Here is a 22304-nt window from a genome sequence, read left to right as displayed (position 1 = left end):
TTGTTTGATCAGCATAAATACAGCGCTGATCTTCGATTCGGGGGAATCCCCTATATTTTAACCGGCTTTGGGATTCCCCTAATTTAAGCGTGGACAGGAGATATTCTTCTCCCTACACAAAAGGCCCGATCGTATGATCGGGCCTCTTTTATTTCGTAATTAAAGTAATTTACAATTGATTTGCTCGGGCAGTTATTTCGGCAATGTCCAACACCTCAATCTCTGATTCTTTTTCTTTTATTTTTACGCCATCTTTTAACATCGTCATACAGAAAGGACATGCTGCAGCGACAACTTGAGGCTGTGCATCGATGACTTCTTCGATACGTTCGATGTTAATGTCTTTTGCTCCAGGCTCTGGTTCTTTGAACATTTGTCCGCCCCCAGCACCGCAGCAAAGTCCATTGCTCTTACAACGTTTCAGTTCGATCAACTGGGCATCCAAGCTTTCCAATACTTTTCTCGGTGCCTCATAGACCTCATTTGCACGACCAAGATAACAGGGATCATGATAGGTTATCTTCTTTCCTTTGAATACATTGTTATCCGCTGGTTTTAATTTTCCTTCATCGATCAGGTTTTGGATCAATTGTGTATGATGAATGACCTCATAGTTGCCACCTAGGGATGGATACTCATTTTTCAAGGTATTGAAACAGTGTGGGCAAGCCGTTACTATTTTTTTGATTTCATAGCCATTGAGTACTTCGATGTTCATCATGGCCTGCATTTGAAATAGAAATTCGTTTCCACTTCTTTTGGCAGGATCACCCGTACAACTTTCTTCTGTACCTAAGATGGCATATTTTAAACCAACATGTTGTAATATCCTGCAGATATCGCGCGTAATTTTCTGTGCACGTTCGTCAAAACTACCTGCACAACCTACCCAAAATAGTATATCAGGAGCTTCTCCTTTGGCCCACAGTTCTGCAACTGTGGGAACTTTTAATTCATTTTCCATCATAAAACTATTGTTGTTGAGTCCAATTGGCGCGGTCCAATTGCGCATATTTCCATGGGGCACCATTGTTCTCAATATTTCCAAACATATTGTTAATACTCGCAGGAGCTTGTGATTCTTCCATAACAGCAAAGCGGCGTAGCTCAATAATAATATCCAAAGGATTAATATTGACCGGGCATTGTTCTACACATGCATTACAGCTTGTACAGGCCCATAACTCTTCTCTACTGATGTAAGTGTCAATGAGAGATTTTCCGTCATCCTGAAAGCTTCCATTTGTTTTGATATTCGTACCGACTTCAGTGAGTCGATCCCGTGTATCCATCATGATTTTTCGTGGGGACAGCAGCTTTCCCGTAATATTTGCGGGGCAAGAAGATGTACAACGTCCACATTCAGTACAGGTATATGCATCCAATAAGCTCTTCCAGGTCAAATCCTGGACATCTTTGGCTCCAAAACGTGCATTTGCATCTGCTGGAGGCGGGGTGAAACTCGGATCAAGCATTGCCTTAACCTCATTGGTCACAGCTGGCATATTGGATAGCTTGCCTTTTGCGTTCAGATTAGAAAAATAGGTGTTCGGAAAAGCCAGAATAATATGAAGGTGCTTGGAATAGGGGAGGTAGTTCAAGAAGGCAAGTACACCTAGGATATGAAACCACCAACAAGACCGCTCTATTAAAAATAAGGCCTCCGTCGAAGTAGGAAGATATGGAAGAAGATAGTGGCTTACTGGAAAGGAACCTACCGATTTAAAATGTGCAAAGCCATAGAGTTGCAATTTAAGATCAGAAGCGTTCATCAGCAGGAAAGCCGACATTAAAAGAATCTCTGTGATTAAAATAATATTTGCATCCGTCTTGGGCCAATGTTTCAATTCCGCGCTATTTAAGCGAGCTACTTTAGCGATATTTCTCCGAATTAAAAAGATGACACAGGATACCAGTACACCCAGCGCGAGCCATTCAAATGCCCCAATCAGAAAATTATAAAAACTTCCTAGAAACGAAAAGATACGATGTGTACCAAAAAGCCCGTCTATGACAATCTCCAACATCTCAATATTGATGATGACAAATCCAAGGTATACAAATAAATGTAGGACTGCGGGGAAAATTCGCTTAAACATTTTCTTTTGTCCAAAGGCGACGAGGAGCATCATTTTCCAACGCTCCGCGGATCGGTCCGAACGATCTGCCGGTCTGCCTAGCTTGATATTACGATAAATCTGTTGTGCATTTTTGCTAAAAAGGAACAATGCCACAGCGAAACAAACCGCAAATATTAGTTGACCTATCATATGCTTGTATCTTGGTTATAAACAAATATACTATATTATTTTATTATGCTAACATAGTAAAAATAAATCAAAAATGAGGGCCTAAGACGATAAATTATTGGAAATTTTTAACGGTGAATTTTGGCTGTAAAGAAAAACGTCCAAGAAGAAGAATTTCTTTTTGGACGTTTTCTCTAGTTGTATCTGAGTAGACTACAGCTCAACATCAGAAAATGTCTGTTCTAATATTTTACGCATTGTTTTTTGAATCCGTTCTTTTCCTGCTTCGGTATTTACATCAATACCGCAAAATGTACTACCTGTAGATTTTGCCTGAAGGCTCAAATAATAAATTGAACTGACTAAAATCGCCAATGTCGCTCTAAGGTCGTTTTCGGAGTTTTCGAATTTTGAATCGACATGCTTAAATAGTTCTTCGCCGAGCAGTTCTCTTCTGTCGGCTATATTTTTAAGCGCTTTTGTTTTTTCGCCCAGTCCCCAATGAATAACTTTTTGCTTCGTCTTATCCTTCAAAAAAGTGTTAAATTGAGATTTAAGCAATTCTTCTATCAAGGAGATACTGATGGAGCCCGGGTTTGTGATCATTTGTTCCAATACGCCCTTGTCTCCGATTTGCCAAAAATCTTTTTGTGTCAGGTAAGCTTCCACCAGTTGATCGAGACCGCCAAAATAATTCCATATTAATGCTTTGTTCAGTCCACATTCCAAAGCAATATTAGGCCCATTCAATGCATGGTATCCTTTTTTCTGAATTACCTTTCCGACAGCAGCGATCATTCGCGCCTTGGTGCGTTCCTTGTCGCGAATAGGACCGGAAGTTACCTTTCTTTCTTTTTTAGGATTATCCTCAATTACTTTCTTTTTCATGCGAATAAAATCATTTTAACGACGAAGCTTTCCTGGGTACCTTACATTCGTCAGTTAATGAACAAATTTGGGACCATGAAGTTTTCATTAGGGTAGATATGTTTGTTTTCCGAACCAATATCTACAATTTAGCTGGTAAATGCAAGAAAATCAAGCAGCAGATTTTTATTTACACTATAATTTGACTGATTCGATAAGCTTTTGAGTTTACCTTATTCTTTTGGCTGTAGAACTGGAGCGTATTTGGTACTGTCGGAGCTGTACGCTGATTGCGATTCACTTGCCATTGGGAAAATAGATAGGCAATAAAAAAGGGATTATCGCTATCGATAATCCCTTTTTTATTGCCTTGTATACTGGCTTATTTTCTTGCTGGAGCAGCAGGAGCAGCTGTAGCTGAAATACCTAATTTTGTTTTAACAGCAGCAGTTAAATCCTCTCCGCCTTGGAAATAAGGAATATTTGTGCTTGAAATATCAAATACATAAGCCATGCCTTTTTCTTTAGAAACAGCATTTACAGCTTCACCAACTTTTTTGTGTATAGGTGCGATTAATTCTTCTTCTTTTTTACCTAATTCATCTTGAGCGGTTTGTTGTGCTGTTTGAATACGCGCTTGGATATCTTGTAATTCTTGACCTATTTTGTTGATTTCTGGGTCAACAGTTTCTTTATTTGCTTCACTTCTGTTACGCAATTTATCGTTTGCATCTTTTTGTTTTGTTTGATAGATAGTAACCATATCTTGAATTTCTTTGGTTTTACCATCGCTCAATGTCTTCAACTGCCCTTCAGCTGCTTTAAATTCAGCTGTTGACTGAATAATTTCAGCAAAATTGATATGACCAATCTTTTGTTGCGCATTTGCGAATTGAGTTGAGAAAAATACTGCCACTAAAGCAACCGCACCCTTTAATAAATTTTTCATGCTTTTCATTTTAATCTAATGAGCCATCTTTATGGCAATCTTTTAGTTTTCTAATTAATTACTACTATTATTATTTGTGTCCACAATGATAATAAACTCCCGCTTAGTTTGCAAGACTCGGATTAGGTTTATATCCTAATTTTGTAATGACATCATTACTTTTATTCAATTTTGGATTGGCATAGAGAAAAGTAGACTCATTGCCCTTGTCCATAATAAAATCAATTCCCTGCGCAGAAGCAACATCTTGGATAGCTTTTGCTACACGGTCTTGAATAGGCTTCATCAATTGAGTACGTCTTTTAAAGAGGTCACCTTCAAATCCAAACTTTTGCTTTTGATAGTCTTTTACTTCTTTTTCTCTTGTCACGATTTCATCCTCACGGCGACGACGCATATCTTCATTTAATAAGACCTGGTCCTTTTGATAAGCCTGATATAGTTTTTCGATCTCAGCATATTTCTGATCCACTTCTTCCTGCCATTGCTTAGATAGGTCATCTAACTGTTTCTGTGCAGTCGTATATTCAGGAATATGTTTTAGGATATATTCTGAATCAGCATATGCAAGTTGTTGGGCAAATGTCGCTGTAGCACTCACGACTACAAAAGCTATAACTAACAATATTTTTTTCATATTTCCTGTAAGTTTTTATAGACTATACTTTTTATTATTTAACACTAATTTACCTTATGACTTCGGATAATCCCAAAAGTTTAATTCGAGAAAACCGCTCTACGTAAATTTACGGCTCAAAAATAAGAAAAAAGAAGTAATCTAACAGATATTTCTCGGGTTTAACACTATTTAACTTGTTGAAGAATGCTCCAATGCTAGTTGCCTGAGTGCTGTTTATGGCTTCTTTTTTCGGTGATCATAACCGCACTCAATATAAGAAAATTTATAAGATATATAGGGTGATTTCGCATTTAATCCGATCGGGTGGAAATGAAAGAAAAATGCATGATTTACTGTAAAATAATCTTAAAACAAAAAAGCTATCTACAATTTCTTGCGATAGCTTTTTATTTTATTTCGATAGGATTGGATCAACAAAGATTAGAATCCACCCATATTTTGCATGATACTAAATGTAAAGTTTTGTTTCCATGTACTGCTCGGTAAACCCGGGATCGGGTCGAATGCATGGCCGTAATCTATTCCTAGCATACCGAAGATAGGTAAGAAGATACGGGCACCAACACCTGCAGAACGACGTACTTTAAATGGATTGTATTCGGTGAACTTGTTCCAGGTATTTGCCGCTTCAGCGAAAGCCAATACGTAAACTGTTGCTTGATCATTTAACATCACCGGGTGACGTAATTCCATTTGATATTTCGTATAGATTGGACTACCTGAATTTCGTGCCACATTCACATTTTGTGTTCCTTCAGGAATGATTACACCATTTGCATAACCACGTAATGCAACAATTTCAGATCCTTGTAGGTAATCAAACCCTTGCATACCATCCCCGCCGACTTTGAAACGCTCGAAAGTTGATATCTCAGTTTTGCTAGAGTATTTACCCAAGAAACCAAATTGAGCTTGTGCTTTGAAAACAAGTTTTCCCGCAATTTTTGCATACCATTGCGAGTCAAATTTCCATTTGTGGTACTCTGTCCAACGGTAGCGTTCCTGAGCCGAACCATTTTTATAATCAATGTTGTTAAACAATGAATATGGAGGCGTCAATTGCACCGAGAATTTGATGTTTGAACCCGAAGTAGGATAGATAGGAGCATCGATCGAATTACGGCTAAACTCTTGCGTCAAGTTGATGTTATAGGCTGTACCATTATCAAATAGGAAGTAATTTCCATAATTCTGAAGCTTATAACGTTGGAATGACAAGGAGGTATTTGCCTGGAACCAGTTGTCTGGCCATTGCAAACGTTTACCTAATGTTGCGGTAATACCAGTCATCCAAATACGATTCAACTCGGAATCCTTAACAATTTGCTCGCCAGTATAGTAATTAAATCCACCATATGATGAACTCGAAGTATAGGCGCTCAAACCAAAATAAATTGGTTTTTTACCACCCAACCAAGGCTCTGAGAAAGAGAAACTATACGATTGATAACGTTTACCTGAAGTTTGACCACGGACACTCAACTTCTGTCCATCTCCACGTGGTAGCGGTTTCCAGGAACTTTTATCAAAGAAATTGCTGGTAGAGAAGTTGTTAAATGTTAAACCTAACGTACCGATGATCTGACCGGCACCATAACCACCGGAAAGCTCGACCTGATCCGAAGGTTTTTCAGTAACATTATAAACAATGTCCACTGTACCATCCGCATAATTTAGATTTGTCGGTACCGGGTTTGTTTTTTGCTCATCAAAATTTCCCAACTGCGCAATCTCACGCACACTGCGCATAATTTGTTCCTTTGAGAATTTTTGACCAGGTTTTGTATAAATAGAACGTAATACAACACGGTCGTTGGTTACATCGTTACCTTTAACAATAACGTTATTGATGGTATATTGAGCACCTTCATAAACACGTAAATTCAAATCGATGGTATCGTTGTAAATACGCGTTTGTTCGGGATCTACTGAGAATGTCAGATAACCATCGTTCATATAGATTGAAGAGATGTCATCCGCATTTCGACCACCACCTAACAGTTTGGCATTTAGCTTTTCTTCAGAAAAGACATCACCACGTTTGACACCTAAAATTTTATTCAGCAAGGTGTCAGAATACTTCGCATTACCTGTCCAAACAATATTACCTACATAATATTTAGGACCTTCATAGATGTCAAAGTTAACCAACACATTTTTTTCACCATCGCGAATAACCGTATCTTTCAGGATCGTCGCATCGCGATAGCCTTTGGCTGCCATTTTCTTGATTAGGTTTTCTTTACCTTCTTTGTATTTTTCTTCCTTGAATTTTCCAGGACCGAAAATACGGTACCACATTTTTTGCTTGATTGGCTTGGCCATTTTTCTCAACTCTTGCTGAGAAAAATGTTCATTCCCTGTAAAAGTCATTTTTTTGACTCTTACCTTATGTTTTTTATCCACATCGGCAATAAGTATTTCATTATTAGCCTGTGCCGAGTCTTTCACTGTTTTTAGGGTGATCTCCGGATATAAAAAAGCTTTTTCTTTTAAGAACCGTTGGATTGTAGCACGTGTGGTGTTCATCAAGTTTTCGTTGACAATCTTACCAGTGTTGCTATTTAAACGTTTGCGAACTTCTTCGGTCTGGCTTTTACTTAGACCGTTGATATCAATACGAGTTAAACGAGGACGTTCTACTACACGGATGGTCAAAAATATATTTTCACCTTCAATTTTATCTGCCCATAATTCGACATCATCAAAGAGGCCTTGAGCCATCATATCCTTCACTACTTTTGCAGTCGCCTCACTTGGAACTTCCAAATATTGACCTACTGACAATTTAGAGATCGTAATTAATACATTTTTATCTAAAAATTGTGTTCCAGTTATATCAATAGCACTAATTACATAGTTTTTAGGATTGAGATAGCTGATTTTTTCTGGGTCATTTAAATTGAACGCACCTTTGTCTTGTCCGTAGACAAGCTGCATTGATGAGAGGCCAAAAAATAGTATTACGGGTAGTATACGCTTCATTTATCTATAATTATTGGCGCTAAAGTACACCAATCGTTTGTTAATTTTTGTTAATTAAGAAAATTTAACCAGCTTGCTTTTTTTCAAATCAGTGGTCAAATTTAATAAAATCTTTATAACTGTTCACTTGTTTTTCCAAACCTTCTTTCGCGTTGCTGATAATCGACGATGGATTTAAATAAATCTTCTTTCGTAAACTCGGGCCACATCTTATCTAGGAAGCATAATTCTGAATAGGCAATTTGCCAAAGTAGGAAGTTGCTTATTCTCAATTCTCCGCTGGTACGTATCAGAAGGTCAGGATCGGGTAGGTTTTGTGTATAGAGGTTTGCAGCGAATAATTCATCGTTAATTTCGTCTGCATGGAGTTTTCCGTCTTTTACTTGTTGGGCTAGATTTCGAGCGGCGTCCACAATTTCTTGTCGAGAACTGTAGCTCAAAGCTAATGTCAATGTACAGTGTGTATTTTCTTTCGTTGCTTCAATGGTTTCCTGCAGCTTTCTTTGTGCATTTGAAGGTAACTTGGTGATATCACCAATAACATTCAAGCGGACGCCATTCTCCTGAAAAGTTTTGATTTCTTTTTTAAGGGAAGTAACCAATAGTTCCATCAGCGCCATCACCTCAAGTTTAGGTCGATTCCAGTTTTCTGCAGAAAATGCATAAAGTGTCAGAAATTTAATATTGGCTTTTACACATCCTTCTAATGCTTCTCGTACTGCTTTTACACCATTTTGATGCCCAAATACACGAAGTTTCCCCTTCTGTTTTGCCCAACGGCCATTGCCATCCATGATGATGGCGATATGCTGTGGCAATTTAATAGTATCTATCTGATCTAAAAAACTCATTTTTGCTGTTTTCAATAAAATTAACACCTTAGCCATTAATGCTATTTTGGCGTTTTAAAACCTATTTTTGGTTTCCTGTATTGCTATCAATGATTATTGTTTGTTTAACGTACTTTTCATTGATTAATTATTGCACCTGGATTTCTATTATGGATATTCTTATTTCGTCTTCCTTTATTTCTTCCAAATATCGATTTTTAATTGGAAATTCAGAAGTACAATATGTAGAAAGATTGTTTGAAACATCTTCATTCATCAGATTATCTCTTTTCCTGCATGCAAAGCGAGGCTGTGCGAAGCTATTAATAGCCTAATAGTTTCTGACATCGATACCCCAAAGTAATTTTTCCCGCAGTGTGCTGAAAAAGCTTTCATGGGGGAGCCTAATGAGATTAATAGTAAATGGAGCCTGTTTAATGGTTAATTTTACAGATGTATCAATGGACTCGTTTTTGGAATCACAGCTAAGGATGTATTGATTGCTTCGACTCTCTATTTCCAATTCAAGAGTAAACTGATTGGAGATGACAATGGGTCTCACATTGAGGTTGTGCGGAGAGATGGGGGTAATGACAAAATTGCCACTTTCTGGCATAATAATAGGTCCGCCGCAACTCAATGAATAGGCAGTGGATCCGGTGGGGGTAGCGATAATTAGTCCATCAGCCCAGTATGAATTCAGTAGTTCGCCATTGATGCGTGCATTGACCGTAATCATAGCCGAGCTGTCATAACGAAATACGGTAATATCATTGAGTGCATAGTGATTGCCTTGAAACAAATTAGCTTGTTCAGATTCAACAGAGAGCAACACGCGCTTCTGTATTGTAAAACGTTGGTTCAGTATATCGTCAATGGCATCCTCAAAATCATTTTTGTTGATGGAAGCTAAAAAACCGAGGCGTCCAAAGTTTATCCCTGCAATTGGAATTCCGGAGTCTTTAATCAGGGAAACAGCAGATAACATGGTTCCATCTCCGCCCAGACTCAACATAATGTCAATATCGTCTTTGATTTCTTGATAGGTATTGTATGTAGAGAAATTAAAGGCACATTCAAATTGTGATAGCAGAAACTCATGAAATGGATCATAGACCCAGATCTCAATATTTTTATCGACAAGATATTCAAATAAGTGTTTCACATGTGGTATAACAGAGGGCTGAAACTCTCTTCCATATATTGCGATTCTCATATTGTTTTCAATTTATGGGGCAAAGATGAGAAAAAACTAATCCTAATCAAATGTTAATATAATTCATAAGCTGCTGATAACGGTCGGCAGTGTCGTCAAATGCAGCTATGCTATTATGGGTTTCAAGAACTAAATAGTTGTGTCTTAGGAATGAATTCAGTAATGCATTAATGTTTGACTTGTCGACTTTAAGGGTAACTTCAATATTGTCACTTTCCAAATTTATTTTGGTCGCACAATTGAGTATTCTGCAATTGTCACTTTCAACAAGGTGTGCAATCTGTGAAAGTGAAAAATCATGTAGGCCAATTGCCAACACAATAATAGCCCCAGATTCATTTTGCGATTGAATTGAACTTATTGCTTTTAATATATCTAATTGCGTTGACACACCAATATATTTGTTGTCTTGATCTAAAACAGGGATGATTGTACTATTATATACAGTTATCATCACCAAGGCATCATAGGGGTGTTGATTAAACTTCAGTTGTATGGGGGCTGTATTTATTTTTATGGATGAAAGGGGAGCTTCTTCATCTTCCGCATCCAATAAGATGGTTTCATTAACCAGGCCAATATAGTCGTCACCATTTAAAACGACTAATTCTTTACAAAGCATATCTTGCAGCTTCTCTAGCGCTTGTTGTATTGAATCAGCATTTTGAATACTGAAATCAGCATTTGAAAGAAATTGACTTATTAGCATACTCAAACTTAATAAAAAAAGTAGGTGAAAAGAAATTTTACAGATCAGATTTATGCGTAATTCATTGATTGCTTGTAATGCCTAAAATACGAAGAACAGCGAAAGATTACATAATTGCAAATAAGTGCAATTTTAAAGTTTAAAATTGTACTTTTATTACCATTCTGTTATTATTTTTGTCAACGAATTGGAATAGGCATAAAACGGGGCCTAAATGGAGGAGAAGTATTTTTAATTGGAACAGTAAGATTGATGATCACAAGCGAGAGTAAAAAGTTTATTGATATACGTGAAGTTATTCACAAAAAAAATGCGGGGCTTGCTAAATGGATTCCGTCTTTTTTACTTAATTATTTAAAAAGGACAATTCATGAGGATGAGATAAATGATATTATGACGCGCTTTGCAGATCTTCAAGGCTTGGATTTTGTTGATGCATTGATCAACGATCTGGATGTCAAGGTCAATTTGTATGGAGCAGAAAATATTCCAGTATCGGATCCGGTTATTTTTGCGTCCAATCACCCTTTGGGAGGATTGGATGGTATTGCATTTATGCACGCTATAGGTAAATATAGGCGCGATGTGAAGTTCTTGGTTAATGATATTCTTTTAAATATAGGTAATTTGAGGCCTTTGTTTGTCGGTGTCAATAAGTTAGGGGGGCAAGGGAAACAGGCGATCTCTGCGATTGAGGAGGCCTATGGAGCGGACGATGCGCTACTGGTATTTCCTGCAGGTTTGGTTTCCAGAAAACAAAGCGATGGCCGTATAGAAGACCTAGAATGGAAAAAAAGTTTTATTAGCAAATCAAAAAAATATAAAAAAGATGTCATTCCGGTGTTGATTGACGGTAAAAACTCTAAGTTTTTTTATAATTTTGCAAGGCTTAGACAGAAATTGGGTCTCAAGGTAAACATTGAAATGTTATATTTACCTGATGAAATGTTTGCCCAACGCGGACATACCGTCAATATTATAGTAGGAGAAAGAATCCCTTATACAGCGTTTGATCAATCAAAAAACGAAAAAACTTGGGCTGAGGAAGTGAAAAGAAGGGTTTATGGATTGGCTCAAGAAAAATAGAATTTATGCAAGAAATTATACCTCCAGTTGATAGAGAATTATTGAAGACCGAATTGAATAAAGAAGTCTTCTTACGATATACCAACAATGGAAATAACGAGATATATTTAATCAACTATCATAATTCGCCAAATGTCATGCGTGAAATTGGGCGTTTGCGAGAGTTGACTTTTCGTGGAGCAGGGGGAGGTACAGGACTTTCAATTGATATCGATGAAAATGATACATGCGAAGATTGTTACGATCAGTTGATCGCATGGAATCCCGAAGATGAAGAAGTGGTTGCCGGTTATAGGGTAATCAAATGTGCTGAGGCTGGTGAAGTAAATGGTATACCCAATTTATCAACAGCACATTATTTTCAGTTTTCCGAATTGTTCACGAACGAATATCTACCTTACACCATAGAATTGGGAAGATCGTTTGTACAACCTAAATACCAACCGGCCATCGACAATAGAAAAGGAATTTTTTCCTTGGACAATCTTTGGGACGGTTTAGGGGCTTTGGTGATGCTTAACCCTGAAATTAAATACCTCTTTGGTAAAGTGACCATGTATCCACATTACAATAAAGATGCACGGGATATGTTGCTTTATTTTATGGATTACTATTTTCCTGATCATGATAAATTGGTGCTTCCTCTTCCGGAATTGGAAATCAAAAATGATTACGAACGTTTTGTAGGCGTGTTTGATGGACTGGATTATAAAGAAGGATATAAGGTGTTAAATAGTCATGTGAGAGCGTTGGGTGAGAATATTCCACCGTTGATAAATACGTATATGAACCTATCGCCTACGATGAAATCATTTGGCACTGCACGTAATGACGAGTTTGGTACGGTAGAAGAAAAAGGTATACTGATTGTAATTGATGACGTGTATCCTGTGAAAAAGGAGCGTCACATGAATACGTTTGATCGGGATCGTGAATACGGTCATAGAAAACCCAAGCGTGGATAACAACAAGCGTGGATAACAAAATAAAGGGGGATTCAATTATTGAATCCCCCTTTATTTTGTAGGTACAGCGACCTTGATTAGGCCGGTTTTATACAGGTATAAAGTGCAAAGGCTAAAATAGCGCCCAAGATAGGTCCTAGGATTGGAATCCAGGCATAAGACCAGTCAGAGCTTCCTTTTCCTTTGATTGGCCAAAGGGCATGAAATAAGCGCGGCCCCAAATCCCGGGCAGGATTGATGGCATATCCCGTAGTTCCACCCAGCGAGAGGCCGATGGCCCATACGAGAAATGCAACGGGTATAGCACCAAGAGAGCCCATGCCAATAGGAGCTGTTTTTCCGTCGATGGTCACATCTTGTCCTGTTATGAAGAAAATAACAAAAATCAAAACAAAGGTTCCAATGATTTCACTTGCCAGATTTGTTGACGTATTTCGGATGTTGGGTATCGTAGCGAAAACACCAAGTTTGGTGGTTGGGTCTGCTGTTGCATCGAAATGGTCTTTGTGCATGATGTAGGTTAACATGGCGCCACAGAAACCACCGGCAATTTGCGCGAGAATATAGCCAGGTACTTCCATCCAGGGAAGACCATGATTGAGCGCGACGGCAATGGTTACCGCAGGATTGAGGTGGGCTCCGGTATAGGGGCCAGCAAATACAACACCGACATAGACAGCAAGTGCCCATGCGGTGGTGATTACAATCCATCCTCCATTTTCTCCCTTTGTTCCTTTCAAGATAACGTTGGCTACAACCCCATTACCTAAAAGAAGGAGGAGGGTTGTGCCGATAAATTCTGCTAAATAATGGTTCATGCTTGTTGGTTAGTTTTCGGTCCAGTACTGTAATGCTTTGACACCCTTGGTCCAGAGCTTAATGATCTTTTTTGTTTGCTCTTCTTGCTCTGCTTCAGGTTCAAATATACGATCCTGTGCCCAAAACTTTGATATCTCGTCCTCATTTTTCCAGAATCCCACGGCCAGCCCTGCGAGGTATGCTGCCCCCAAAGCTGTAGTTTCTGTGATTTTAGGCCGTACAACTTTGCTGTTAAGCACATTGGCCTGAATCTGCATGAGTAGGTTATTTGCCGTTGCGCCGCCGTCTACACGTAGCTCTTTGATCGGTATGCCACTATCCGCTTCCATTGCTTGCAGCACATCACGTGTCTGGAGGGAGATTGCCTCTAGTGAGGCGCGTGCTATATGCCCATTGGTGGTTGCACGCGTCAGGCCAAATAGCGTCCCTTGTGCACGAGCATTCCAGTACGGCGCTCCCAGTCCAGCAAAGGTGGGGATGAATGTTACGCCGCCGTTATCCTTCTCTGTAAGTGCTAATTGCTCTACGTCCGCCGATTTGTAGATGATGTTGAGGTTGTCACGTAGCCATTGGACCAGTGCTCCACCGATAAAGATGCTTCCCTCCAGGGCATATTCTGTTTTTCCGTTGATTTTCCAGGCGACAGTAGTTAAAAGGTTGTTCTTTGAACGAATTGGTTTATCACCGATGTTCATTAGCATAAAGCATCCTGTGCCATAGGTGTTTTTGACCATTCCCTTTTCAATACATTGCTGTCCGAAAAGTGCTGCCTGCTGGTCGCCGGCAATTCCTGCAATCTTGACTTTGTGTGCAAAAATGGTTGTCCGGGATTCACCGTATATTTCACTGCTTTCTTTTACTTCGGGCAGCATGGTAGCGGGGATGTCAAATAATTCGAGTAGCTCCTTATCCCATTCCATGTTATGGATGTTAAAGAGTAAGGTGCGGGAAGCGTTCGTTACATCTGTGATGTGCACATCGCCACGCGTGAGGTTCCAGACGAGCCAAGTGTCTATGGTTCCACAGATTAATTCCCCGTTTTGTGCTTTTTTCCGAGCACCCTCCACGTTATCCAGAATCCATTTTATTTTGGTTGCAGAAAAATAGGGGTCTAATATCAGACCTGTTTTCTCCTGGATTAGTTCATGTTTTCCGGAGCTACGTAACTCGTCGCAATAATCTGCGGTGCGTTTATCTTGCCATACAATGGCATTGTAGATGGGTCTTCCTGTTTCTTTTTCCCAAACGACCACAGTTTCGCGTTGATTGGTAATACCAATGGCGGCAATATTTTTGCCGTTTAATCCTGCCTTTGTGGTTGCTTCCGCTGTGACACCTGCCTGCGTTGACCAGATTTCATGTGGATCATGTTCGACCCATCCCGGTTGTGGGAATATTTGTGTAAATTCCTTCTGGGCAATGGAGACTATATTTCTGTCCTTATCAAAAATTATAGCTCTGGAGCTGGTGGTGCCTTGATCCATCGCCAAGATGTATTGTTGTTCCATAATTGAGTAATTGAGTATTGCTGGTTATTTTTTGTATTAATTTAAGATATAATTTTTTGCAACTTTTTGAAAATGCGCTATTTGATCATTTTGCCAATTTTGATCTTTTTCCAGCTCCTGTGCGAGTATTTTTGCGACTTCAGGAGCAGCTTCAATTGCAGCTTTCGCATCAAGAAATAGCATCCGTACACGACGGGATAGTACATCTTCCACAGTTCTCGCAAGTTCATTGCGCGCTGCCCAAACAACTTCAGCCTTTTTGAATTCAAGATGTGCTATTAATTTTTCGTTCCATTCCGGATTTTCCTGCGCCAATGCGTTGATCGCTTCTTGGTCGGCGCCATAAATATACATATGATTGCTTCTGTCTGATGTCGGAATGGCGCTATAAATCTTTTGACTGGCGGACCGGCTTTCTTTTTGTGGCAAACAACCAATTTTTATCGCTTTGTCGATGGTATCTTGGCCCATTCGACGGAATGTTGTCCACTTTCCACCCGTTAAAGTAAGTAATTTGGAGTCGCTGACGATAACCTTGTGGCTTCGTGAGATCTCTTTGGTTTTGTTGGAGTTGCCTGTAGGGGCTGCCAGCGGACGTAGGCCGGCGAATACGGCTAATGCATCGGCTCTTGTTGGTTGTTTTGTCAGGTAGCGTCCCGCAGTTTTCAGAATAAAATCAATCTCCTGCTCCAAAGCTACCGGCTCAAGGCTATGCTCGTCTATAGGGGTGTCCGTTGTTCCCGCAATGACTCGATTGTGCCAGGGTACCAGGAAAAGGACCCGTCCATCATCCGTTTTTGGAATCATAATGGCGTCGTCGCCAGGAAGAAACGATTTATCAAATACCAGGTGAACCCCTTGGCTGGGACGTACCATTTGTTTTGCTTCCGGTCTGTCCATTTTTAGGATGTCATCGACAAATATTCCTGTAGCATTGATAACAGCCTTGCCTTGTAGGGTGAAAACTTCACCTGTTTCGGTGTCATTAGCGATGACACCATTTATTCGCCCATCGCTATCTTTGGTGAGGTTATTGACTCTTACGTAATTCAGCGCGACGCCGCCCATTTGAATACAGGTTTGCGCGACGTTGAGCGCAAGTCTTGAGTCGTCAAATTGTCCGTCTTGATAAACCACGCCGCCATATAGCCCTTTAGGTCTAACGGTGCTTATGCGGTTAAGGGTTTCTTCTTTGTTGATATGAATGGATTTCCCCAAACTTAATTTACCTGCCAGCAGGTCATATATTTTCATTCCTATGGTATAGAATGGGCCATCGAACCAACTGTAATTGGGGATGATAAAGGATTGATTTTTGACAAGATGGGGAGCGTTTTTTTGAAGTAGACCTCTTTCGTGAAGTGCTTCTTTAACCAGGGAGATGTCGCCCTGAGCCAAGTAACGTACACCGCCGTGAACAAGCTTCGTTGCTTTGCTCGAAGTTCCTTTTGCAAAATCAACCTGCTCCAACAAAATTGTTTTGAACCCTCGGCTTAAGGCATCTAATGCAACACCCAATCCGCTGGCGCCGCCACCTATGACGATAACATCCCATGCGCTCGTATCTCTTATTTTTTCTATCAGTTTTGACCTTTTGAATTCTTGGTGTTTCATTTTGTTTCGTTTTGGATTTTTGTAGTGAATCTTCTGTACTTGTTTTACTACTTCCTTTATACTAAGTTATGCTATATTTGTTGAATTTTAAAGGAAATTAAATAATATTTATGTTAAGATAAGGTGTTTGTTTTTGTTTTGTTTTGTTTTTATTTTAGCAAAAAGAAGCCTTCCTAGTTTTTACCAGTGACAGGATATTGCGTATCAACAGGTTGTTTTTTTACTTCTCCACAATGGAGTTGTTTTTAATAATGACTACATTCTGATCGCTTAAGCTGATGTGTGTACGACTTAGTCGCGTTTTTATAAACCCGCTGAAATAAGGTCTGTTGTGATCTTGGGTGTTTTTTTTCATGGTCAATAGCTATATAATGTTTAACCATTATATGCTGCTTATGTTTTGGTTTGGGAAAATGATTTTGTAATTTTAGATCACTATTTAATTTATTTATGATGAGAAATATAAGATTATTACTGTGTGGAGCTATCGTGTTTTTTGGGACGGTACTCGTACAGTCCAAAGCGTTCTCACAGCAGCTTGCTACAGCTCAGGATGTTTCAAAGCCTTACAATCCAGACGCTAATGCACAGCGTGATATTGATCAACTATTGGTTCAGGCAAAGAAAGAAAAGAAAAATATCATCATCCAGGCTGGTGGGAATTGGTGTGTCTGGTGTTTAAGGTTTAATGATTATATCCATAAAACGGCAAGTGTCGACAAGTTGTTAAAGAGTCATTTCCTCTATTATCATCTCAATTATTCAAAAGAGAATAAAAATGAGGCTGTGTTTCAAAAGTATGCTCCTGAAGGGAATAAACTAGGTTATCCATTTTTTATTGTTTTGGATAGAAATGGAAAAACATTGCATGTACAGGAGAGTGGCAGCCTGGAAAAAGGGAAAGGCTATGATGAAGAAAAAGTGCTTAATTTCTTTAAAGCTTGGGTCGCAAAATAAAAATTACCGACTATCATATTGCTATTCTGCACTAAATTAACAATAGTGCGTAAATAAAACGAAAGCCCCTTTTAAGGGGCTTTTGTTTTGATGTAATAAATTGGAAGATCGGATAAGGGTTTACTCCCGTAAAACTTAGCATTTCTTTGTAAAGCAAGTTGGGAAAGATTGGTGATCAGCATACTAAATTATCCGAATTTCCGCTTAAGCTTAATCGGAATTAACAGGTGTTTTATACGCATTCATCCGAATGAGGTCCCTATGAAGTCCCTATTAGGTACGGATAAAGTCCGTGTTATTTTTAAATTTAATTCAAGGCTTACTTTCGTTGTTTCCAGTGGCGGATATCGGGTTGTGTCTATGACTTTGGTTTTCGAATTTGATTTAATCCAGCTAGTCAGTTATAGGATCGGCTGAAAATAAAAAGGTCTCGTTCCTAAGATCGAGACCTTTTTATATGGGCTTGAAACCATTCTTTTTCTACAAGGATATTTTATTCCGCAGTTAAAAAGAGGTTTTGCTCCTGTAGAATATCTTATTGATAGCCTAATAATTTCATGACTTGTTTGGAGTTTTGTTCCTCACCAAACACCTCATAGTTGAATGTTTCATCTCTATTGCGGCGTACAAGCACATGTTTGGGCGAAGGAAGTAAGCAGTGGTGGATTCCACCATATCCGCTTAATACATCTTGATATGCTCCTGTATGAAAGAAGCCCAAGTACTGCACTTTACGGGTCTTCGGCATAAATACCGAGTTCATATGCGCCTCCTGATTGTAGTAATCCTGTCCATCACATGTGATTCCACCTAAATTGACGCGTTCATATTCTGAATCCCAGTTATTGATCGGCAATAGAATATATTTTTGATTCAATGCCCATACATCCGGTAAATTTGTAATGAATGAACCGTCAATCATAAACCAACGTTCGCGATCGTTTTGTTGCTTGCGTCCCAAAACTTTATAGAGAATACCTGATGCTTCAGCAACAGTATATTTGCCAAATTCAGTAATAATATCTGGTTCCATTACCTCATGGTGCGCACAGATTTGTTTGATACGATTGACAATCTCATTGACCATATACTCGTAATCAAAGTCGTGTACCAGTGAGTCCTTAAATGGCATCCCACCACCGATATCTAGGGTATCTAAATCCGGATTTACTTTCTTGAATTTACAATATAAAGTAACGTATTTCTCTAATTCGTTCCAGTAATACGGGGTGTCCGAGATACCTGAATTAATGAAAAAGTGAAGTAACTTTACCTTAAAGTTTGGATTGTCGGCGATCTTGTTGTTGTAGAATTCAACGACGTCTTCTTGGCGAATCCCTAGGCGAGATGTATAGAATTGAGAATCTGGCTGCTCTTCGGAAGCAACGCGGATACCTAAAGCACAAGGCTCATCCAATTCGATTTCATCATCATACAGGTTAAACTCCTCTTTGTTATCCAGTACGGGTATAATGTTTTTATATCCGTCGTGGATCATATCGACAATATATTGTTTGTACTGGTAGGTTTTGAATCCATTACAGATCACTGTAATGTCTTTCGTTACCGTGCCCTGTCTTTCCAATGAATCGATCATCGGCATGTCAAATGCAGATGAAGTTTCCAGGTGGATATCATTTTTCAAAGCTTCCTCTACGATGTGCTTGAAATGGGATGATTTGGTACAATAACAATATTTGTAAGATCCGCGATAGTTGTGTTTCAGAATTGCGGTCTGAAAGAGGATTTTCGCTTGCTGAATTTTTTTGCTGACGATAGGCAAATAGGTAAAACGTAACGGCGTACCGTACGTTTCTATCATTTCCATTAAATTCAAATCGTGGAAATACAATTCGTCGTCGATGATTTCGAATCCGTCTTGCGGAAAACCAACACTTAAGTCAAGAAATTCCTGATAGCTCTGCATTTTTTATTATTTTTGCAAAGATATACTTTAATGGTGAATACCTAAATAAGGAATGTTATTTATTTCCAATTCACTATCAGGAAGTTGTAAAAATTACAAAATCATTAAATGGCAAATTCTATTCAAAAGCGACTTGTTGAAGTCACTGTACAGGCAGTAAAAGAGCTTTACAATGCAGATATTTTAGAAAATCAAATTGCTTTACAAGCTACCCGAAAGGAGTTTGAAGGACAAATTACAATCGTAACTTTTCCCGTAACGCGCTTTTCGAAATCTTCTCCGGAACAAACCGGAAAGGAAATTGGTGCATATTTGCAACAGCATATCGCTGAAATATCGGATTTCAATGTGATAAAAGGCTTTTTGAATATTGTTCTTTCCGATGCTTACTGGATCACGTTGTTGAATCAGACCATAACGGTGAAGGACTTTGGTGTATTTCCTGCGAATGGAAAGAAACTGATGGTTGAATATTCTTCTCCAAATACCAATAAACCGCTGCATTTGGGGCATATCCGTAATAATTTATTAGGATATTCTGTTGCGGAAATCCTAAAAGCTTACGGTTATGATGTGATCAAAGCAAATTTGGTGAACGATCGCGGTATCCATATTTGTAAGTCGATGTTGGCTTGGCAAAAATTTGGTAACGGTGAGACACCCGAGTCTACTGGACTTAAAGGAGACCACCTTGTCGGAAAATATTACGTTGTCTTTGACAAAGCATATAAACAGGAAATCGAAGTATTGAAGGCTGAAGGGCAGACCGAAGATGAGGCAAAGAAAAATGCACCTTTGATGAAGGAAGCACAAGGGATGTTGCAACAATGGGAAGCGGGGAATGAAGAGGTGATCTCACTGTGGAAAACCATGAACAGCTGGGTGTACGCTGGGTTTGAAAAGACCTACAAACAATTAGGCGTCGATTTCGATAAATACTATTATGAATCCAATACATACTTGTTGGGTAAAGATATTATCCAGGAAGGTTTAGATAAAGGGGTTTTCTTTAAAAAAGAGGATAACTCTGTATGGATTGATCTGACTGCAGAAGGACTGGATCAGAAGCTTGTGCTTCGTGGCGACGGTACTTCTGTCTATATTACACAAGATTTGGGGACTGCACAATTGAAATATGATGAATTCAAAATGAATGATTCTATTTATGTTGTCGGTAACGAACAGGATTACCATTTCAAGGTATTGTTCTTAATCTTAAAAAAACTTGGTAAAGCTTGGGCCGACGGATTGTTCCATTTATCGTATGGGATGGTCGATCTTCCTTCAGGTAAAATGAAATCACGGGAGGGAACAGTTGTTGATGCGGATGATTTAATGGCTGAGATGCTTAAAACCGCTCAGGAACGTACTGAGGAGCTTGGCAAGACTGAAGGATTGGACGAGGAATCAAAAGCCGTTCTTTACGATACGATTGGAATGGGCGCACTGAAATATTTTCTATTGAAAGTGGATCCTAAAAAACGCCTCTTGTTTGATCCAAATGAATCTGTCGATTTTCAAGGTCATACAGGACCGTTTATTCAATACACACATGCGCGTATCAAATCTGTTTTAAGTAAGTCTGAATTCGATTTTGATAGTGCTGTGTCTGTACCGGCGACGATTTCCTCTTACGAACGTGATTTAATTCAACAACTGGGTGCATTTCCGGAGATCATTGAAGCTTCTGCGCAAGAGTTCAGTCCTGCACAATTGGCAAATTACATCTATGAGGTCGCTAAGTTTTATAATAAATTCTATCATGAAGAAACCATCTTGAAAGCGGAAGATCATGATGTGAAAAACTTTAGATTGCACCTTTCGGCTTCTGCGGCAAAGGTTATTGCTAAAGGGATGAACTTATTGGGTATTCGTGTACCTGAAAGAATGTAATACTATGAAGAAAATTCGCGTAGGACTTATCGGTTTTGGAATTTCAGGTCAGGTTTTTCACGCTCCCGTGATGCGTTCGATCGCTGAACTGGATCTTGTTAAAGTGACCGCTCGGAAAGCAGATCAGCAAAGTTTGCTAAAGGAACGCTATCCACAGGCAGAAATTGCTTTGTCTGCAGATGATATTTTTAATGATGCAACCATTGATTTAGTCGTGGTTGCAACTTCCAATGAAATGCATTATCCTTTTGCAAAACGTGCTTTGGAATCGGGAAAACACGTTGTTGTAGAAAAACCCTTTACCAATAGCGTCGAGCAGGCCGATGAGCTTATCGCTCTAGCTAAGGAGAAAAATCTGATCTTGGCACCCTACCATAATTTAAGATTCAACTCAGACTATCGGACAGTGGAGAAAGTGGTCAAAAGTGGAAGGTTGGGACGCATTGTAAATTTGGAATCAAGGTTTGATCGTTTTCGTAATTATTTGCGACCTAATGCATGGCGAGAGGAAAATTTACCTGGTTCGGGGATATTTTATGACCTGGGACCACATCTCATCGACCAGGCTTTGCAGTTATTTGGAAAGCCGCAAGCTGTCTTTGCAGATTTGGCTGTCCAACGAGATCATGCCAAAACCATTGACAATTTCGACTGCCTATTGTACTATGATAATTTGAGGGTATCTCTGAAAGGTTCTATGCTTGCAAAAGAACCCACGCCACGTTATCGTGTCTTTGGAATGAACGGAAATTTTGTAAAATATGGTGTCGACCCACAGGAAGCCTTACTGCGTGATGGTAAATTTCCTGATGAGGATCCAACCTGGGGACAAGAAGACCCAAGTCTATACGGCAAGCTCAATATTGTTGAACAGGGGAATGATGTTGAAGAAATGGTTCCTTCTGAAATAGGTTCTTATCCTGATTTTTATCAGAACGTTGCGGATAGTATATTGGGGAAAACTACCTTGATCGCATCAGCAGAGCAGGCACGGGATGTCATTAAAATTATTGAATTGGGATATCAGAGTCAATTGGAACGAAGAGTTGTTTCTGTTGAAAATACATTGATTGCTTATTAGATTGTTGCT

General features: G+C 39.1%; 18 protein-coding genes. 5 read left to right on the top strand and 13 right to left on the bottom strand.

Annotation, left to right across the window (positions count from 1 at the left end; translation table 11 throughout):
* Positions 1 to 169: 169 nt before the first annotated feature.
* The 9 genes from ACHWSC_RS10045 to ACHWSC_RS10005 form a co-directional block, all read right to left on the bottom strand.
* Entirely contained in the window at positions 170 to 964 is a 795-nt protein-coding gene (locus ACHWSC_RS10045) for a (Fe-S)-binding protein (RefSeq protein WP_394676642.1), read from the bottom strand.
* Positions 965 to 971: 7 nt separating this feature from the next.
* A complete protein-coding gene (locus tag ACHWSC_RS10040) occupies positions 972 to 2270 on the bottom strand; it encodes a 4Fe-4S dicluster domain-containing protein (RefSeq protein ID WP_120334894.1) in 1299 nt (432 codons plus the stop codon).
* 192 nt (positions 2271 to 2462) lie between these two features.
* A complete protein-coding gene (locus ACHWSC_RS10035) occupies positions 2463 to 3137 on the bottom strand; it encodes a TetR/AcrR family transcriptional regulator (protein ID WP_070569195.1) in 675 nt (224 codons plus the stop codon).
* A gap of 361 nt (positions 3138 to 3498) precedes the next feature.
* Positions 3499 to 4065, bottom strand: coding sequence for an OmpH family outer membrane protein (locus ACHWSC_RS10030; protein ID WP_394676641.1), 567 nt, complete (start codon positions 4063 to 4065; stop codon positions 3499 to 3501).
* Positions 4066 to 4168: 103 nt separating this feature from the next.
* Positions 4169 to 4702, bottom strand: a complete 534-nt coding sequence (locus tag ACHWSC_RS10025) for an OmpH family outer membrane protein (RefSeq protein WP_046671928.1) — start codon at positions 4700 to 4702, stop codon at positions 4169 to 4171.
* A 423-nt stretch (positions 4703 to 5125) separates the two neighbouring features.
* Positions 5126 to 7690: an outer membrane protein assembly factor BamA gene (gene bamA / locus ACHWSC_RS10020; protein WP_070569198.1), complete on the bottom strand. Its 2565-nt coding sequence runs from the start codon at positions 7688 to 7690 to the stop codon at positions 5126 to 5128.
* A gap of 113 nt (positions 7691 to 7803) precedes the next feature.
* A complete protein-coding gene (locus ACHWSC_RS10015; protein WP_088163492.1) occupies positions 7804 to 8541 on the bottom strand; it encodes an isoprenyl transferase in 738 nt (245 codons plus the stop codon).
* A gap of 310 nt (positions 8542 to 8851) precedes the next feature.
* Positions 8852 to 9736: an NAD kinase gene (locus ACHWSC_RS10010; RefSeq protein WP_394676640.1), complete on the bottom strand. Its 885-nt coding sequence runs from the start codon at positions 9734 to 9736 to the stop codon at positions 8852 to 8854.
* Between the two features lie 46 nt (positions 9737 to 9782).
* Positions 9783 to 10445, bottom strand: coding sequence for a CBS domain-containing protein (locus tag ACHWSC_RS10005; RefSeq protein ID WP_394676639.1), 663 nt, complete (start codon positions 10443 to 10445; stop codon positions 9783 to 9785).
* A 252-nt stretch (positions 10446 to 10697) separates the two neighbouring features.
* Between ACHWSC_RS10005 and ACHWSC_RS10000 the strand changes: the two genes are divergently transcribed.
* Together ACHWSC_RS10000 and ACHWSC_RS09995 are read left to right on the top strand one after the other, a co-directional pair.
* A complete protein-coding gene (locus ACHWSC_RS10000) occupies positions 10698 to 11531 on the top strand; it encodes a 1-acyl-sn-glycerol-3-phosphate acyltransferase (protein ID WP_120334888.1) in 834 nt (277 codons plus the stop codon).
* Positions 11532 to 11536: 5 nt separating this feature from the next.
* Entirely contained in the window at positions 11537 to 12496 is a 960-nt protein-coding gene (locus tag ACHWSC_RS09995) for a GNAT family N-acetyltransferase (protein ID WP_120334887.1), read from the top strand.
* A gap of 77 nt (positions 12497 to 12573) precedes the next feature.
* On the opposite strand, the gene ACHWSC_RS09990 is transcribed toward ACHWSC_RS09995, so the two are convergent.
* The 3 genes from ACHWSC_RS09990 to ACHWSC_RS09980 are packed head-to-tail and all read right to left on the bottom strand — an operon-like array spanning position 12574 to position 16437.
* Positions 12574 to 13314: an MIP/aquaporin family protein gene (locus ACHWSC_RS09990; RefSeq protein WP_088160858.1), complete on the bottom strand. Its 741-nt coding sequence runs from the start codon at positions 13312 to 13314 to the stop codon at positions 12574 to 12576.
* Positions 13315 to 13323: 9 nt separating this feature from the next.
* The gene (gene glpK / locus ACHWSC_RS09985) at positions 13324 to 14823 is read right to left on the bottom strand and encodes a glycerol kinase GlpK (RefSeq protein WP_394676638.1); all 1500 of its coding nucleotides are present in this window, start codon (positions 14821 to 14823) and stop codon (positions 13324 to 13326) included.
* A gap of 36 nt (positions 14824 to 14859) precedes the next feature.
* Positions 14860 to 16437 carry an FAD-dependent oxidoreductase gene (locus ACHWSC_RS09980; RefSeq protein ID WP_394676637.1) on the bottom strand — a complete coding sequence of 526 codons (1578 nt, stop codon included), beginning with the start codon at positions 16435 to 16437 and terminating at the stop codon, positions 14860 to 14862.
* 450 nt (positions 16438 to 16887) lie between these two features.
* Here ACHWSC_RS09980 and ACHWSC_RS09975 point away from each other — a divergent pair, with 450 nt between their 5' ends.
* On the top strand, positions 16888 to 17394 hold the full coding sequence (locus ACHWSC_RS09975) for a thioredoxin family protein (protein ID WP_394676636.1): 507 nt from the start codon (positions 16888 to 16890) through the stop codon (positions 17392 to 17394).
* Positions 17395 to 17929: 535 nt separating this feature from the next.
* On the opposite strand, the gene ACHWSC_RS09970 is transcribed toward ACHWSC_RS09975, so the two are convergent.
* Positions 17930 to 19321, bottom strand: coding sequence for an arginine decarboxylase (locus tag ACHWSC_RS09970; RefSeq protein WP_046675638.1), 1392 nt, complete (start codon positions 19319 to 19321; stop codon positions 17930 to 17932).
* A gap of 108 nt (positions 19322 to 19429) precedes the next feature.
* Here ACHWSC_RS09970 and argS point away from each other — a divergent pair, with 108 nt between their 5' ends.
* Together argS and ACHWSC_RS09960 are read left to right on the top strand one after the other, a co-directional pair.
* Positions 19430 to 21214: an arginine--tRNA ligase gene (argS, locus tag ACHWSC_RS09965; RefSeq protein WP_394676635.1), complete on the top strand. Its 1785-nt coding sequence runs from the start codon at positions 19430 to 19432 to the stop codon at positions 21212 to 21214.
* Positions 21215 to 21218: 4 nt separating this feature from the next.
* A complete protein-coding gene (locus ACHWSC_RS09960; RefSeq protein WP_394676634.1) occupies positions 21219 to 22295 on the top strand; it encodes an oxidoreductase in 1077 nt (358 codons plus the stop codon).
* The last annotated feature ends 9 nt before the right edge of the window (positions 22296 to 22304 follow it).

The sequence above is a fragment of the uncultured Sphingobacterium sp. genome (assembly GCF_964277905.1).
Classification (GTDB): domain Bacteria; phylum Bacteroidota; class Bacteroidia; order Sphingobacteriales; family Sphingobacteriaceae; genus Sphingobacterium; species Sphingobacterium siyangense.
This window is presented reverse-complemented; position numbering and strand designations above follow the sequence as displayed.

Bases quoted from the DNA above. Each gene is read 5' to 3' on its own strand.
- ACHWSC_RS10045 (WP_394676642.1), bottom strand. From the start codon at position 964: ATGGAAAATGAATTAAAAGTTCCCACAGTTGCAGAACTGTGGGCCAAA.
- ACHWSC_RS10040 (WP_120334894.1), bottom strand. From the start codon at position 2,270: ATGATAGGTCAACTAATATTTGCGGTTTGTTTCGCTGTGGCATTGTTC.
- ACHWSC_RS10035 (WP_070569195.1), bottom strand. From the start codon at position 3,137: ATGAAAAAGAAAGTAATTGAGGATAATCCTAAAAAAGAAAGAAAGGTA.
- ACHWSC_RS10030 (WP_394676641.1), bottom strand. From the start codon at position 4,065: ATGAAAAATTTATTAAAGGGTGCGGTTGCTTTAGTGGCAGTATTTTTC.
- ACHWSC_RS10025 (WP_046671928.1), bottom strand. From the start codon at position 4,702: ATGAAAAAAATATTGTTAGTTATAGCTTTTGTAGTCGTGAGTGCTACA.
- bamA (WP_070569198.1), bottom strand. From the start codon at position 7,690: ATGAAGCGTATACTACCCGTAATACTATTTTTTGGCCTCTCATCAATG.
- ACHWSC_RS10015 (WP_088163492.1), bottom strand. From the start codon at position 8,541: ATGAGTTTTTTAGATCAGATAGATACTATTAAATTGCCACAGCATATC.
- ACHWSC_RS10010 (WP_394676640.1), bottom strand. From the start codon at position 9,736: ATGAGAATCGCAATATATGGAAGAGAGTTTCAGCCCTCTGTTATACCA.
- ACHWSC_RS10005 (WP_394676639.1), bottom strand. From the start codon at position 10,445: ATGCTAATAAGTCAATTTCTTTCAAATGCTGATTTCAGTATTCAAAAT.
- ACHWSC_RS10000 (WP_120334888.1), top strand. From the start codon at position 10,698: ATGATCACAAGCGAGAGTAAAAAGTTTATTGATATACGTGAAGTTATT.
- ACHWSC_RS09995 (WP_120334887.1), top strand. From the start codon at position 11,537: ATGCAAGAAATTATACCTCCAGTTGATAGAGAATTATTGAAGACCGAA.
- ACHWSC_RS09990 (WP_088160858.1), bottom strand. From the start codon at position 13,314: ATGAACCATTATTTAGCAGAATTTATCGGCACAACCCTCCTCCTTCTT.
- glpK (WP_394676638.1), bottom strand. From the start codon at position 14,823: ATGGAACAACAATACATCTTGGCGATGGATCAAGGCACCACCAGCTCC.
- ACHWSC_RS09980 (WP_394676637.1), bottom strand. From the start codon at position 16,437: ATGAAACACCAAGAATTCAAAAGGTCAAAACTGATAGAAAAAATAAGA.
- ACHWSC_RS09975 (WP_394676636.1), top strand. From the start codon at position 16,888: ATGATGAGAAATATAAGATTATTACTGTGTGGAGCTATCGTGTTTTTT.
- ACHWSC_RS09970 (WP_046675638.1), bottom strand. From the start codon at position 19,321: ATGCAGAGCTATCAGGAATTTCTTGACTTAAGTGTTGGTTTTCCGCAA.
- argS (WP_394676635.1), top strand. From the start codon at position 19,430: ATGGCAAATTCTATTCAAAAGCGACTTGTTGAAGTCACTGTACAGGCA.
- ACHWSC_RS09960 (WP_394676634.1), top strand. From the start codon at position 21,219: ATGAAGAAAATTCGCGTAGGACTTATCGGTTTTGGAATTTCAGGTCAG.